Here is a 15,047-nt window from a genome sequence, read left to right on the forward strand (position 1 = left end):
TTTTTTTTAAAACTATGGATCGGTCTGAGCCAAAATTTTTATCTTTTATCAATAAATCCTTTTTATTCTTTATAATTTTGCGTGCTGTATTGCTCAACTGGCAATCGGGACAAGGCCTTTTGCCCTTTTTCACCAGGTAACCCTTCTACATACTGCAAAAATGCTTCTGCATAATCTAATCCCACATCTATACGACGCTCACCAGTAATGTCTTTAAAGCTTGTGTAAAAGTCCTGACCATCAGCCAGAAAGTTGATGGTAATTACTTGATAGGTCTGATTCATATTTAATGGCTGATATTGACCTTGTGCATTTCGAACCTTTAAATTGGATAAACGCTGACCCTTTGCCTTAGTTAAATCTACATCCCATTGTAGTCCACCCGCATATGGATAACTGCCTGTGTTATTACTCGTAACAGCATCCATGGCATCTTCCAGCACTGCTTTAATTTCTTGGCCAGTTGCATTTAATTGTACTAAGGTATTTTTGAATGGCAGCACTGTATAAATTTTCTCTACCGTAATATCACCTTGAGGCAGATCTACCCTTACCCCTCCTCCGTTTTGGATTGAAATATCTGCATTAAAATATTTTTTACCTTGCTGTAGAAATGCTTCGGCAACCAGCTGCTGTACATCACCCCCATGCTGATTAATAAAATCTGCTTTATTGCAGACATCACCTAAACTAGAACGTGATGTATCTTTGGTCATTCCTGGAACACGACGTAAGCATAAATTATCATTAGCAATGGCAACTTTTTCTTTGCCTAATAAGTTTTTAGCGACTTTATACGGTTCTAAAATACTTAAAGCTATAGCATCAGGCTGTACAATACGTAAGGAGTTACTATTTTCAATATCTCGCTTAATAGAATCTAGTTCCGTACTCATCAATGCTGGAGCATCTTTAGCTGTACGTTTAAAATCATCGCCAATCAATACATTGGCTTTTCCTGCACATGCTTCAATTTTACCATCGGCATCAAAGTTGACTTTGAGTTGTCCGACGACATAACTATATTGCCATGCCTGTACAACACAGACCTGATCACCATCTTTATTTTTTAATACAGTGGGATAGTCACCCTCTGGGCTTATACCGTAACTTTTAAGTTTCGCATCTGCCAGCAAGGTATGAGAATCTCCGCCAACAATGACATCAACGCCTGACAATTTAGTGGCTAAATCTTTTTCTAACCCGTACCCTAAATGAGATTGAACAATAATTTTATTGATGCCTTGCTGTTTTAGCTCATCAATATATTTTTGTGCAGTAACTACTTCATCATTAAATACAGTATCTTGATTTGGTCGAGAAGCATTTTTAGTTTTATTGGCAATCGTTAAACCAATTAAAGCAATTTTCTGCCCTTCTTTTTCCATAACTGTATAAGGTTTAACAAGGTTAGTTTGGTATAGTGCTGAAGTTTTTCCAAACTCGACATTTGCACTCAAGACTTGGGTTTTATTTTCACAATTACCTTTATCATTTAAGAATCCAATAAATTTTTTTAAGCCATCATCCGTATTATCGAATTCATGATTACCTAGCGTTAACGTATCGAAACAAACACTATTCATGAGATCTGCCTCTGCTTCACCTTCTTTCAAAGTAAAATAGAGGTCCCCAGTAATGGCATCACCTGAATGAATTTTTATTGGATTCTTCTCAGTGCTTGCCAAAGTATTCATCAACGCAGCAACGCGTGCAAAACCACCATTAGAGACTTGTATTTCTTCACGTTTACCCATCGAAGTTTCAAGCATTAATATAGTACTTTCCTCATCCAAATGTGAATGACTGTCATTAATATGTACTAAATTGACTTCCAGCGGTTTAGGAGGAATAACAGGCGTTATATTCGTATTTTCTTTACTATCATTATTACACCCAGTTAAAAACATACTAGAAACTAATAAACTGCATGTAAAACCCGAATACCTAGTTAGTTTATTATTAAAAGACATGACCACCCCACCTGATTATAATTTAAACAAACATCATGTAGGTCTGCTGTTTAAAATTCATGACATTCACTATTTTTTCTAATTGTTTTTTAACAAATGGTTAAGTTATCCCATTAGGGAACTTTTCATTTCATGCCCCAAGCTTAAATTATAAATTTTGAATAAGCATATGTTTGATTATTGCTTGGCTAATTTTTTAAGCACTCAATAAAATAAGGAGAAATATGAAATTTCCCCTTATAGATTAAATTTATTTCGTCAGTTTTCTTAATTTACAGTCGATGAACTCATATCAAAATTTACGTCTGCGTATCATGGAAACTAAAACGAGGCCCGTTAAGGTTAACATTGACCAGATCCCCATGCTGCCACCGCTTATTTTTCCTGTATCAGGATTACTCGATATATTTTCGTTTAAATCCATATCAACAATTACAGGATCATGATCGGAAGAACGGAATGCATCATCGCTATAGAATGCTGCAATTTGCTCATCTGTTTTATATTCTTCGTTATAGTCTAAGGCCGTCGGCTCATCAGCATTGATGTGCCAAGCAAAAGCGCGTTTCACCATTGGATATAAGTCTGCATCAGCAATTGCATGGTCTAGGTTTCCTGCGCCCCCATTGCCATTGGCATCACTTGCAACACCAAATACATAACTATAGGCTGTTTTACCTTGTCCAATTTTTTCGTCATTGAGCAAGACTTTATAATTGGCTTTTTCTAATGCTAAAATCGGATCTTCTTTAGCATAACTATTCATATCACCGACCAGCAAATAATTTGGTTTAGCCACTTGTGTTGGATTTTTTGCAATCCACTGCATAAGTTCTTGTACTGCAGTTAAACGTGTTGCATTCCAGCAACCTTGACCATCACCCTGATCAGCATCGGCCAGAGTTTTATCGGTAGGACAACTGCCTTTCGACTTTAAGTGATTGGGTACTATCGTAAATATTTTTCCACCATTTACAGATTGGAAACTTTGCGCCATGGTGACACGGTTCTTTTCAGTCTGATCATCATAAACTGCAGGCTCACCTACAGGTTTTACGCGCTTACTGTTATAGATAATCGCAACTGCAATTGCATCTGTACCTAATTTTGTCATTTGGGTTGGAATGACATATTTCCAGTCTGCACCTAAGGCTTGCGATAAGTATGCCACTGCACTTTTATCATCAAAACCATTATTTGCGATTTCCATTAACCCATACACATCGGCATCAATTGTTTTTAAAGCACTGACAATTTTTTGATGTTGCTTCTTAAACTCAGTTTCTGAGCTTGCACCACGTTCTGTTGGGAAACCTTTTTCTGAACCATTATCATAATTTAAGACATTAAAAGCCGCAGCGCGAATTTGTTTAACATCTTTTGGAATCACCGTTGAAGGACGTAAATTAGTATCCTTGATAATTTCAGGTTGTACCTTCCCCTGTATCGGTTGAATTCGCCATGCATTAAAACGATATTCTAAAATCCCCTCAACATTTTTCAGTTCAGAACCTGTTCTTAATGTATTTATGGCATTGAAGTTTTGCGGAAGTAATGGTGTTCTATTTTGATTATTATAGCCATCATCCAAGATAATTTTAGAAAGCAGATTTTGCTGGGCTAATGCAACTGCTTCAGCAGATTTTGCAGGATATAGATTAGTTGGAATATACAAGCGACCTAAACTTAAAGATAGCTCACCATAACGACCGTAATTGTAATTTTCACTTATCGTTAAAGTTTGTGGGATTTTAACCAGCATCCCTTGATAGCGTTTAGGTACATTTCCTGCTATCTCCGTCAAACTGGTAAACGGTAAATTAAGTGCCTGTGCCGTGACTGTATTGGATGCTTGTGTATGACAGGTTTGAATATTTTGATCAAGTTGATCTATTTGGAGTTGGTTTTGATATGAGGTTAAACGACCTTTTAAAATAACCTCTTCACCTACTTTTCCTCCAGTGATTTTACTACTTGCAGGAAGATAGACAAAAATAGCATTACTTAAATTGGATTTGGCTTTACTATCGGGCGTTTGTATATAAAAACCAGAAAAACCATTGTCATAACGGTAGTCTGCGGTAATAACACCACGAACAACATATGGTTGATTTTCTGCGGCAGATTGTAGGTCCGCAATCGCCGTATCTGCTGTATTACAACTGATAGGAGTAACGGGGGAGGTTATAGGCGCGCTTGTATCTAAATACTGGGAAAACTCATTTCGATCAGACCATTTAGACCATTCGCTTTCTAACTCAAATGCTGTTGCAGGATCAATTGAAGTTACATTATTTGAAGTTTTAGTACGTGACAAACTATTTTGATAACTACTAAAACCCACTCCCCAACCAGTACCTGGATCCTCTCCCACACGACCAAAACGGTCTATTGGAGTACCTTTATAAAACAGGACCAAGGTATCATCTCCATTAAATGCAAGTCCTGCCACTTGATTGACTTTATTACCAATTACTGCCTGCAACTCTGTTCGACCAATAATGTATTTTGCTTTACTTGCCAATGAACCTTCTAATTGAAAAGTCGCAGATTTCGTGGTTGAACCATTAGTAAATTGTTGAATCTCATAATCAGCTAAGTTCACTGTTAAACTGTCAGGGTTATAGATTTCCAAACCCTTTTTATTAGATGTACCATCTATATACTGACTAAACATTAATTGTGCATGTGCAGAAAACGAGCACCCCATAAGTATTAAACTTAAACTCAATATTTTTGGTTTTATATTCATAATGATTTTGAACAGTTGTTAAAATTCAAAATAGCTTAGTTTTTATACATGACATCACTATGAATAACTGATGACAGTTTTAGTGAAATCGCTTTTCTAGAATTTTTCTCATTAAGCCCCCAAGTTGTCCCGGTTTAAATCAACGTTGCCCCTTTTCTTCTAAATTCAGATAAAAGTCTGAATATTACCCAGATGAAATAACAATACAGTACGATGTCATAAATATGTCATGAAACAGTCACAGAATGCTTAGTTGAATAAAGTTTAATTCTTAGCCTTTCTACAGAATTAGTCATTTTTTTATTTACAAAGAGTCAATTAACCTCTTTCAAAGGCTTTAAAGAATTTTCTATTAGCTTCCTTCAGCGCTGCAATCTGACTTTATAAGAGCCATAAATGACTACCTTAAATGTGTCTTCAAACTCTTCATCACATCCGTTAAAAAAGTATATAAATAGAGAGCTCTCACTATTTGAGTTTCATAAGCGGGTGTTGGCACAGGCGAAAGATACTGAATACCCTTTACTTGAACGATTAAATTTTTTAATTATTTTTTCAAGTAATCTGGATGAGTTTTTTGAAATACGAGTTGCCAGTTTAATGCAACAAATTGAACTTTCAGATCATGCTAGAGCTCGTCCAGATAACTCACTCCTCTCAGATATAGTCACCACCATTTCCAAACTTGCACACGAAGCTGTCGAAGAACAGTATAAAATACTTAATTATAATCTCTTACCACAACTGCAAGGACATGGTGTTCATTTCATTCAGTATGGTGACATCCTCGAAAAACATAAAGAATGGATTAAGGACTATTTCCATAATGAAGTTCGACCTGTGGTCACACCTATCAGTTTAGATCCAGCCCACCCCTTTCCTCGGCTAGTGAATAAAAGTCTAAATTTCATTGTAACCCTAGAAGGTAAAGATGCATTTGGACGAAAAATTGATTTGGCGATTGTTCCCGCACCACGATCATTACCTAGATTAGTAAAGTTACCTAATAGTATTTCTGGCGAGGATGAACACTACATTCTACTTTCAGCCATTATTCAGCAACATCTTCATGAGTTATTTCCAGGGGTAACCACCACTGGATGTTATCAATTTCGGGTCACACGTAATGCAGATTTAACTATCTCAGAAGATGTTGAAGACTTAGCAATTGCCTTAAAAGATGAACTATCCTCACGGCGCTTTGGTCGGGCTGTAAGACTTGAGGTGACTAAAAATTGCCCTGAAAATATTATTGATTATTTACTTGGACAATTTGATCTTAAGCAAGAGCAACTCTATCGTATTGACGGCCCGCTTAATCTGGCGCGCTTTATATCGAACTTCAATTTGCCAGAGTTACGTTTTCCTCCCCATGTACAAAAATTACCGAAAGTGTTGTATGGGAAAAAATCCATATTTGAGGTATTAAAAACCGGAGATGTTTTATTACATCACCCTTTTCACTCTTTCGCTCCGGTCATTAAGCTACTGAAAGAGGCAGCCCATGATCCACATGTGTTAGCCATAAAACAAACCCTTTATCGGAGTGGTGTACATTCTGAAATTGTGCAAGTCCTTGCTGAAGCGGCACGAAATGGTAAGGAAGTCACAGCAGTGATTGAATTACGTGCTCGCTTTGATGAAGAGTCAAATATCGAAGTTGCCAATCTATTACAAGAAGCTGGGGCGGTTGTTGTATATGGGATCGTTGGCTATAAAACCCACGCCAAAATGATTCTGATCGTGCGTCGTGAAATAGACAAAATTAAACGTTATGTTCATTTAGGCACAGGTAACTATCATGCAATGAATGCCAAAATCTATACTGATTATGGACTACTGACCAGTGATGCTGATATTTGTGAAGATGTCCATAAAGTCTTTCAGGAGCTCACAGGCATGGGGAAAATGGTCAAATTGAAAAAACTTTTTCATGCACCATTTACTCTGCATTCTCAATTGATTGAACTCATCGAAACTGAAACTGAAAATAGCAAAGCAGGCAAAAAAGCGCAGATTATTATTAAAGTAAATGCCTTAACTGAACCTCAACTAATTGATGCCCTATATAGGGCATCTAAAGCGGGCGTTCAAATCGATTTGATTGTCCGTTCAATTTGCTGCTTACGCCCACAGGTGAAAGGGCTTTCTGAAAATATTCGAGTCCGCTCAATTGTGGGACGTTTTTTAGAACATACCCGGGTTTATTATTTTTACCATCAGGGCGAAAACAAGCTTTATTGCGCCAGTGCAGATTGGATGGGGCGTAATTTATTCTCTCGCATCGAGACCTGTTTCCCAATCGAAGATAAAAAACTTCGTAAACAAATTCTGCAAGATGGCTTAATGAATTATCTTCAAGATAACCGCCGTGCATGGGAGCTTCAAGCAGATGGAACATGGATTCAATGTACACCAAGTTTGGATAAGCCCATGTATATCGCACAACAGCACTTATTAAACCATACATCTTAATTAACCCGAATCCTGTTTAAGCCACTGATTCTATAATTAGAATTTTTGGCTTATTTTGATGGGTGAGTTGATATGCACATAACAATGCGTAAATCCCCAAATTAAAATCCGCGGAATCAGGGACAAAGCCAAGCTCTTAATTCCTTGGGCCTTGGCTGCCATGATTTTTGTTCCCATTACATAAAATCTGTTTTTGGGCTTATAAAAAACCTGCCTGCTACGACTAAAATTACGTTTTTATTCAAGCCATGATCCTCGGTATGCCGAACTAAAACAGCAATTAATTCACTTTGCCGGATTATATACGCGGCTACTAAAATATGAGCATCAGTATTGCAAATACGATCAAACATCTGGATATTGATAGCTATAGGGATGAAATGTTATAAAAAAATATCCGGGCATTGGCCCGGATATTTAAACTCTAAGCAGCTTAGGCAGTTTGCTTTAACGGTTTGATTTCATTTAATTCATGATCTAATTGAAGCTGATACGCACGGCTTTGATCAACCTGATAACTACGATTCTGGATGCTATCGATAAAAATCCAGTTCGCCTGTACCTGATCCGGGGTAAATGCAACACTCAAGTATCCGCGTTGATTCAAATTACAATAATTCAGCTCATCAATTAGCGTAGTAAATGCCATTTCAAATTCCTGTAACTGGGCTAAGGGAATCTGCAAATACTTCTCCATACCCGGTGATGAAACTGAACTGGTCGCTAGTTCTACCCCGACTGTACTGCCGGCTTGATCTCTCAAAGTGGAGTTCCAGGCATTATGGGTATCTCCTGCAAGTACAATCAGTTTTTTATTCAGCTGTTTACAAGCCGTATAAATCACCTCACGCTCCACGACGTACCCATCCCAGGCATCAAGATTATAAGGCACAACAGTCAGTATTCTGGCTAATTCTGCCTTTGTCAAAGTTGGATCATTTTGCAGATAGCGTATTTTTAGGCCTACCAGTTCTGTCAGCATCTGACGCACTTGTAGCAACACATCTGCAGTGGCCTGACCACTGGTGATCTGCCCCAAAACAGCCAGAATTTCGGCCGGAATTAGCATCTTGCTCATCAGCACCTGCTGACCCAGCACATTCCAGACGGCATTCGATTGGCTGAGTTGTTTCAGTATCCATTCACGTTGTGTATGTCCTAACAAGGTACGCGTCGGATTGAGCAAATCTGTCTGAAATTTATTGACATCTAGTCCTGTCGCGGTAAGATAGTCAGCATATTGCAATTGCTTGTTACGCGCCAAAATACGAGTATCCAGCATATTCAGCTGAACCAGATCACCAAAATTAAACTGGCGATAAATATTCAAATGATCTTTTTCAGACACTGGACGAATCGGCATCCATTCAAAATAGGCCTGCAAAGCAGCCAGCTTACGTGCAAAAAAATCACCTTCTGAAACATCATGATTTTCCGCACCCTGCTCCCAGGTATCATTGGTCAGCTCATGATCATCCCAGACCACAATAAATGGATGACGCTGATGTGCTGCTTGTAAGTCCGCATCAGTTCGATACAAGGCATAACGCTTGCGGTAGTCTTCCAGTTTAATGATTTCCTCAGCATTATCTGCAGCCAGACTTCGGCCTAATGCTGCAGCCTGTTCAGTCGCATAACCACCCATCCCGTACTCATAAATGTAATCCCCTAAATGAATCACCACATCTAGGTCTTGCTGGGCAATTTCCTGATAGATATGAAAATATCCGGCTGGATAATTGGAACATGAACAAACGGCAAATTGCACCAGCTTGCTTTGCGTGGCTAAAGTTTTGGTTTGACCGACAGATGAATATACCGATGCACACTTAAAACGGTAAAAATAAGTTTGCCCTGCCGATAGACGATCCGCATCGACTTTAACCGTGAAATCTTGCGACCGACTGGTTTCAACTTGTCCTGTATTGATTATCTGGCGAAAATCCTGATCGGCAGCAATTTCCCACTGCACCTGATAACGCAGGTTTTCATCTTCCGGACTTAAGCGTGTCCATAGAATTATCCGATCCTGTAAGGGATCACCACTGGCCACCCCATGTTTAAAAGCGACTTTAGGATGTGCCTGAGCTTGATCTGAAGCATCCTCATCACTGCCACAAGCGGTCAAAGATATGGGTAAAGACAAAGCACCGAAGCCTGCAATGGAGGTCTTAAGCAGTTCACGTCTGGATATTTTTTTAGTCATAACAGCTTGCTATTGTGGGTTTTTTGTTCTTTTTTAATCCAGTTCGATGACATTAATATCTCTAAATTATGACATTTCTATGAAGCCTAATTTTTCCAAGTCCTAAATATACCAAATGACGATAAAACTAATTTCTGAGAGGCTGAGTTGGGCTATTCGAATTCTTATAGACTGATGACTTTATTTAGAAAATTTCCAATAAGTTGCTTCAAATTTCAGAAAGAAATCATCAATTACGCAGAATAATTCGTTACTATTGAACATCGGGGCTAAAGCTTTAGGTTTGGTAACTCAACTGATGGCTCTAGTCCTCTTATTTTTCAAGTTTATTTCTTATCCGCGATTCGGGTTAATTAACCTGGGGTGATTACTCCATAAGCTATTAGCCCTTAAATGCGCTTTGTACTTTAATCTAATCTCAATAATTAAAGATTAGATTAAAAGAACCCCAAATTAAATGGTTGAAAGATATGAGTGATATCAGCGTAAAAAAAGTCAATAAATTAATTGAAGAGTTTGAACAAGAAGGAAATAAGGTAGACCGATTGGAGATAGGTTCCAAAACATATGCAGCCTTGATGTTAGATAAGAAATTTGCTGATAAAGTCACAAAATCAAATGAAGACCCTAAAGAGCGTCTTTATAAACAAATAAAAATTTAGCTGGTTACTGAAAAACATTATTTTAAGGTTAGGTGAAATAATTTTCTTTCCTAAGATAAAAAATCAGATTAACTCTGAACTAATACAGTTCAGCGCTTACTCAGAATAATTCCAGTAAATTTATTTGAAATAAAAACCTTAAAAGCGTTATTTTCACTCGATAAAGCCTCCATCAATCAAGAGGAAGCTCGCGTAAGCTTCCTCTTGTAAAAATTGTGGGACAGCAGTGGCAGTCCAAAATATGGTTATGTGTGTCTAGAATTTTAGTGGCTATTCAGTCCATCATTACCTACATTCCAACTCTCTAGTTTTCCAACTAGCCCAGGTTATAATAATGGCCACCCAAAATACGATTGATCTATTATGAACACCACCAATGATCCTTTACACGGTAAAAAACTTGCTGACATTTTGGATGAATTATTGGATTACTACGGTGGCTTTGAAGGTTTAAGTCGTAAAATTGAGATTAGATGTTTTTGCATAGACCCAAGTGTTAAATCATCATTGCGATTCTTGCGTACCACCCCATGGGCACGTGAAAAAGTAGAAAACTTATATTTGTATGTCTTACGCCAAAAGGCCAAACAGAAATCGTAGCAGTCAAAGCCCTAACCTCATCATAATATTATACCAAATAGTAAACTACTCTTAGAAAGAGAATATATATGTCGGTAATTATTGTTGATTTACATATTAAAATTAGTGACCAAAACTTAAAGCACCCTACTCTACCTTAAATTACACCACACAAAATAAAAACCCTATATAACTGTTATATATAGGGTTTATTGAAATACCAATTATGTTATTTAGTGTATTTTATGTCGGTGACTATTGCCAAGGTTGGGGTCGCGAGTTCGAGTCTCGTTTCCCGCTCCAGATTCAAAAAGCCCTGATCGAAAGATTGGGGCTTTTTTTATTGTCGTTCTCAATGACTAAATATTCTGACTAACCCTGCTTTTTTCTCAAATTAAGAAAATTTTCTTTAAATCTTGAATCCATAGAACCTTGGTTCAATTTCTCCCTTTTTAAAGAAGCCTTGCTGCAATGATTGCACTTCATAGAGGTTTAAGTTTTTAATTCATCAAAGCGCTTAATAATAGAAAAACTATAAAAAAAGCCCATTTGAGGGGAAATAGGCTTTTGTAAAAATCAATATTAACGCTCTAATATGACAATCTGGTTAAATTTCATATCTATAGATTAAAATTTTTGAGATCCTATTAGATTCTCAATAGTTGCTTACACCACGGAATTGAAATATCCCGAGTTAAAGGGGCTAAAGGCAGGTCTGGATGATTAAGATCAACCCATTGTATTTCTGCAAGTTCAGCCTGAACCTGAGGCTGACTTTTTAACTTAACCTGATACAAATAACTGACCAGCGAATGATTCAATTCGTTTGCAGCCACGGTTTCATATTTACCAATATAAGACAGTATTTCCATCTCACAGCCTGTTTCTTCCAGAATTTCTCTGGAGAGTGCTGCTTCAGGCAGTTCATTGGGTTCCAGCTTTCCGCCCACATGCATAAAGAAATCGGTATCTTTTTTACGAACCAACAAAATCTGATTCTGTTCATTAAGAATGATAGTCGCAGCAATCGTAATCACTTTATTAATCATACCGATTCTACTACCTTTACGCTTTTATTCCATTTCGGTTCAGGCGCATGATAATGCTCCACAGCATTCAATACTTCCTCAATTGAACTTGAGAAGATCAAGGCATCGGTAAAACGTGACTGGGTAAATCCAGCCTCAGTCGTTTTCATCAGGAAATTTAGTAATTCATCATAAAATCCGTGGATATTTAAAAATGCACAAGGTTTCTGGTGAAGGCCCAACTGCCCCCAGGTCAACTGCTCAAAAATTTCTTCTAAAGTCCCCACCCCGCCCGGCAAGGCAATAAACGCATCTGCCAGATCAGACATTTTTGTTTTACGTTCATGCATATTTTTCACTACATGCAGCTCTGTTAACAGCGGATGAGCCAATTCTGCATCGACCAGATTTTGTGGAATCACTCCAATGACTGTTCCACCGGCATTTAAGGCACTATCAGCCACAACACCCATCAGACCAGCTCGGCCACCCCCATAAACCAGTGTGATTCCACGATTCGCAATAGACTCACCCAAAGCTTGGGCTTGCTCTTTAAAATTTTTGCTATTCCCCATAGCTGAACCACAAAAGACTGCAATAGATTTCATTTTTTATCCCCTCATCAATCAACATATTCTAACTGCATTAAAATAAAAAAATTGTCTTAAAAACGAGCAAAATAGCCATAAGCGGCTAGTTTATCGAAGCTCATGACTCAGAATAAATCCTCACTTCTACAGAAAATATGGATAATTTTTAGTCAGACATGTACGCATTGACTTACATCGATTCTGGTTCTTTGCGGCTATCCCGGATAGTGGAATTTTCCTATGATACTTACATCAGGAACAGGAAGTTCCATATAACAATCACAATAGATAAGCACAAGGATTGTAAGGTACGACAGGAGTTATACCGAGCGAACCAATACGAAAAACCCCGGCAGGATGCCGGGGTTTTTTATTAATCTTTATATTAGTCAAGCAGGTTACTAATGACCTGAGATTTTATATTTGGCTATTCTCTGAATGGTACTACTGATCTCGAATGGGTCAGACAGCAGGATTTGACAAATGCAAGCCAATCCATAAGGATAAGTGAATAAAAATAATCATGAGTAGAACAATATGTCCCATCCGCTTTCCAGCCTTGAATATCAACCTGACATTCTAGGTGAAGGTTATGAACAGGCCACTTTAGAATTCCCGCCAGATACTGAAGGTACAGTAGTTGCCACACTGATCCGCAAAAAGACAGACCAGCCCACCTCTAAAGCTGTCCTCTATATTCACGGCTTTATTGATTATTTTTTCCAGACTGAAATGGCAGAGCGTTTTAATCAGCAAGGTTTTGATTTTTATGCGTTGGATTTACGTAAATATGGCCGATCCTATATGTCCCATCAGAAACTTTATAATGTCTATCATCTATCAGAATACGATGCAGAAATCAGTCAGGCTCTCGAAATTATTGGACAGGAAGGCCATGATACGGTTTTACTCTGTGGCCATTCTACCGGCGGACTAATTACTACCCTGTATGCAGCACATCATCCAGATCATCCCTTAATTAAAGGCTTATGGCTCAATAGTCCTTTTTATGACTTTAATATGAAACCTTTTGAGAAAAAGTTTCTGGTGCCTAAATTGAGCCGTCTGGGAAAACGTTTTCCGGAAATGCTATTTCCTAGCCGCTTAAACCGTCATTATGTGCCCAGCCTGCATATTAGCTATCAGGGGGAATGGCATTTTGATCTGGAATGGAAAAAACCCAGCTATCACTGGGTGCGTCTGAGTTTTGTACATGCCATTCACGAAGCACAAAAAGAAATTCATCAAGGTGTACGTTTAAATATTCCGACTTTGCTGATGCATGCCCATAAAACCACTTATCCCCTACGTTTTAACCGTAATGCCCAAACCAGTGATGTGATTCTTCAGGTACACGACATGATTGAACATGCACAGAAAATCCAGGGCGATGTGCAACTCTGTTCGATTCAAAATGGGGTACATGATCTGGTTCTTTCAGAAAAACCGGTTCGTGAGCAGGTCTATCAGCAGCTATTTCAATGGCTGGAGAATAAGGCCCTATAAGCCAGATGAATAAGATAGGTAGAAAGCTCTGCCTGTCTTATTTTCCAATAATTTTATTTACCTATTTTTCCTGAATATAAAATAAAAATATCAAGCTGATCAGTAATGCTTTTTACATATTAAAATCATTTCATTATAACAATAAGATATTGAAATTTATAAAAATAATAAATTCTATTTTTATTCAAATGTTGCCTTTTGTAGCAAGCTTGTAAGTATTTATCCTGCGATTTTTTTCCCTCTCTATAGTAGAGCTGAGATGTTGAATCTGAGGACTTTTGCAGAGCAGAAGTGGTTCGGCATTCATCAATAATAATCATATCAAGGAATAGAATTATGCGTTATGCAGATCCCAATACTGACGGTTCAAAAGTGCAATTTAAATCCCAATACGAAAACTTCATTAGCGGAAAATGGGTCCCACCCATCAAAGGTGAATATTTTGATAATATCTCTCCCGTAGATGGTAAAGCCTTTACCAAAGTTCCGCGCTCATCAGTGGAAGATATTGAACTGGCGCTCGATGCGGCTCATGCCGCCAAACAGCAATGGAATAACAGCTCCCCTACTACCCGTTCCAATATTTTATTAAAAATCGCTGACCGACTTGAGGAGAATCTTGAACTGCTGGCAGTCGCAGAGACCTGGGATAACGGTAAGCCGATCCGAGAACCCCTGGCAGCAGATATTCCTCTCGCGATTGACCATTTTCGTTATTTTGCCGGCTGTATTCGCGCCCAAGAAGGTGGAATTTCCGAAATTGATGAAGACACCATTGCCTACCATTTTCATGAACCTTTAGGTGTGGTCGGGCAGATCATTCCCTGGAACTTCCCGATTTTGATGGCAGCCTGGAAACTGGCCCCAGCTCTCGCAGCCGGAAACTGTGTTGTGTTGAAACCCGCTGAACAGACGCCGGTGAGTATTTTAGTGCTGGTCGAACTGATTCAGGATTTGTTGCCTGAAGGTGTATTGAACATCGTGAATGGCTACGGCGTTGAAGTCGGCCGTCCACTGGCGACTAATCCCCGTATTGCCAAGATTGCCTTTACCGGCTCGACTGCCGTCGGCCAAATGATAATGCAGTATGCAACTGAAAATATTATTCCGGTAACGCTGGAACTTGGGGGTAAATCTCCAAACCTGTTCTTTGCAGACATTATAGATCAGGAAGATGACTTCCTGGAAAAAGCCCTGGAAGGCTTCGCTATGTTTGCCCTGAACCAGGGTGAAATCTGTACTTGTCCTCCCCGAGCCTTGGTACAGGAAAGTATTG

The 15,047-nt window shown here is 38.5% G+C and carries 10 protein-coding genes and 4 pseudogenes; 7 read left to right on the forward strand and 7 right to left on the reverse strand.

The window, feature by feature from the left end:
- Window positions 1–62 precede the first annotated feature (62 nt).
- Both B3143_RS00850 and B3143_RS00855 read right to left on the reverse strand, forming a co-directional pair.
- Window positions 63–1,973, reverse strand: coding sequence for a bifunctional metallophosphatase/5'-nucleotidase (locus B3143_RS00850; protein WP_005105082.1), 1,911 nt, complete (start codon window positions 1,971–1,973; stop codon window positions 63–65).
- Window positions 1,974–2,265: 292 nt separating this feature from the next.
- Window positions 2,266–4,728, reverse strand: coding sequence for an ExeM/NucH family extracellular endonuclease (locus B3143_RS00855; RefSeq protein WP_200004097.1), 2,463 nt, complete (start codon window positions 4,726–4,728; stop codon window positions 2,266–2,268).
- A gap of 393 nt (window positions 4,729–5,121) precedes the next feature.
- Between B3143_RS00855 and ppk1 the strand changes: the two genes are divergently transcribed.
- Window positions 5,122–7,200, forward strand: a complete 2,079-nt coding sequence (gene ppk1, locus B3143_RS00860; RefSeq protein ID WP_005105077.1) for a polyphosphate kinase 1 — start codon at window positions 5,122–5,124, stop codon at window positions 7,198–7,200.
- A gap of 16 nt (window positions 7,201–7,216) precedes the next feature.
- Here ppk1 and B3143_RS15230 read toward each other — a convergent pair.
- A pseudogene (locus tag B3143_RS15230) lies at window positions 7,217–7,306 on the reverse strand (IS982 family transposase); the annotation flags it as partial.
- A 70-nt stretch (window positions 7,307–7,376) separates the two neighbouring features.
- Here B3143_RS15230 and B3143_RS15180 point away from each other — a divergent pair.
- Window positions 7,377–7,589, forward strand: a pseudogene (locus B3143_RS15180) (hypothetical protein); the annotation flags it as partial.
- A 44-nt stretch (window positions 7,590–7,633) separates the two neighbouring features.
- Here B3143_RS15180 and B3143_RS00865 read toward each other — a convergent pair.
- Together B3143_RS00865 and B3143_RS00870 are read right to left on the reverse strand one after the other, a co-directional pair.
- Window positions 7,634–9,406, reverse strand: a complete 1,773-nt coding sequence (locus B3143_RS00865; protein WP_005233285.1) for an alkaline phosphatase D family protein — start codon at window positions 9,404–9,406, stop codon at window positions 7,634–7,636.
- A gap of 108 nt (window positions 9,407–9,514) precedes the next feature.
- Window positions 9,515–9,670: pseudogene (locus B3143_RS00870) on the reverse strand (IS982 family transposase); the annotation flags it as partial.
- Window positions 9,671–9,876: 206 nt separating this feature from the next.
- Here B3143_RS00870 and B3143_RS00875 point away from each other — a divergent pair.
- From B3143_RS00875 to B3143_RS00885, 3 genes and pseudogenes are all read left to right on the forward strand, one after another.
- A complete protein-coding gene (locus B3143_RS00875; RefSeq protein ID WP_005233279.1) occupies window positions 9,877–10,068 on the forward strand; it encodes a hypothetical protein in 192 nt (63 codons plus the stop codon).
- An 84-nt stretch (window positions 10,069–10,152) separates the two neighbouring features.
- Window positions 10,153–10,278: pseudogene (locus tag B3143_RS00880) on the forward strand (IS4 family transposase); the annotation flags it as partial.
- Between the two features lie 153 nt (window positions 10,279–10,431).
- On the forward strand, window positions 10,432–10,668 hold the full coding sequence (locus B3143_RS00885; RefSeq protein WP_004280931.1) for a VF530 family DNA-binding protein: 237 nt from the start codon (window positions 10,432–10,434) through the stop codon (window positions 10,666–10,668).
- A gap of 626 nt (window positions 10,669–11,294) precedes the next feature.
- Here B3143_RS00885 and B3143_RS00890 read toward each other — a convergent pair.
- Window positions 11,295–11,696: an NUDIX hydrolase gene (locus tag B3143_RS00890; RefSeq protein WP_286739163.1), complete on the reverse strand. Its 402-nt coding sequence runs from the start codon at window positions 11,694–11,696 to the stop codon at window positions 11,295–11,297.
- On the reverse strand, window positions 11,693–12,283 hold the full coding sequence (locus tag B3143_RS00895) for a TIGR00730 family Rossman fold protein (protein ID WP_286739164.1): 591 nt from the start codon (window positions 12,281–12,283) through the stop codon (window positions 11,693–11,695). The genes B3143_RS00890 and B3143_RS00895 overlap by 4 nt, the downstream gene beginning before the upstream one ends.
- A 519-nt stretch (window positions 12,284–12,802) precedes the next feature.
- On the opposite strand from B3143_RS00895, the gene B3143_RS00900 reads away from it, so the two are divergent.
- Together B3143_RS00900 and B3143_RS00905 are read left to right on the forward strand one after the other, a co-directional pair.
- Entirely contained in the window at window positions 12,803–13,771 is a 969-nt protein-coding gene (locus B3143_RS00900; protein WP_286739166.1) for an alpha/beta hydrolase, read from the forward strand.
- A 336-nt stretch (window positions 13,772–14,107) separates the two neighbouring features.
- On the forward strand, window positions 14,108–15,047 hold a 940-nt coding region (locus B3143_RS00905; RefSeq protein WP_286739168.1), incomplete at its 3' end, for an aldehyde dehydrogenase family protein.

It is taken from the genome of Acinetobacter sp. UBA1496 (assembly GCF_002324975.1).
In the GTDB taxonomy this organism is placed as follows: domain Bacteria; phylum Pseudomonadota; class Gammaproteobacteria; order Pseudomonadales; family Moraxellaceae; genus Acinetobacter; species Acinetobacter variabilis.

Coding starts and splice junctions, on each gene's coding strand:
- B3143_RS00865 (WP_005233285.1), bottom strand. CDS start 9,406: ATGACTAAAAAAATATCCAGACGTGAACTGCTTAAGACCTCCATTGCA.
- B3143_RS00900 (WP_286739166.1), top strand. CDS start 12,803: ATGTCCCATCCGCTTTCCAGCCTTGAATATCAACCTGACATTCTAGGT.
- ppk1 (WP_005105077.1), top strand. CDS start 5,122: ATGACTACCTTAAATGTGTCTTCAAACTCTTCATCACATCCGTTAAAA.
- B3143_RS00850 (WP_005105082.1), bottom strand. CDS start 1,973: ATGTCTTTTAATAATAAACTAACTAGGTATTCGGGTTTTACATGCAGT.
- B3143_RS00895 (WP_286739164.1), bottom strand. CDS start 12,283: ATGAAATCTATTGCAGTCTTTTGTGGTTCAGCTATGGGGAATAGCAAA.
- B3143_RS00890 (WP_286739163.1), bottom strand. CDS start 11,696: ATGATTAATAAAGTGATTACGATTGCTGCGACTATCATTCTTAATGAA.
- B3143_RS00875 (WP_005233279.1), top strand. CDS start 9,877: ATGAGTGATATCAGCGTAAAAAAAGTCAATAAATTAATTGAAGAGTTT.
- B3143_RS00885 (WP_004280931.1), top strand. CDS start 10,432: ATGAACACCACCAATGATCCTTTACACGGTAAAAAACTTGCTGACATT.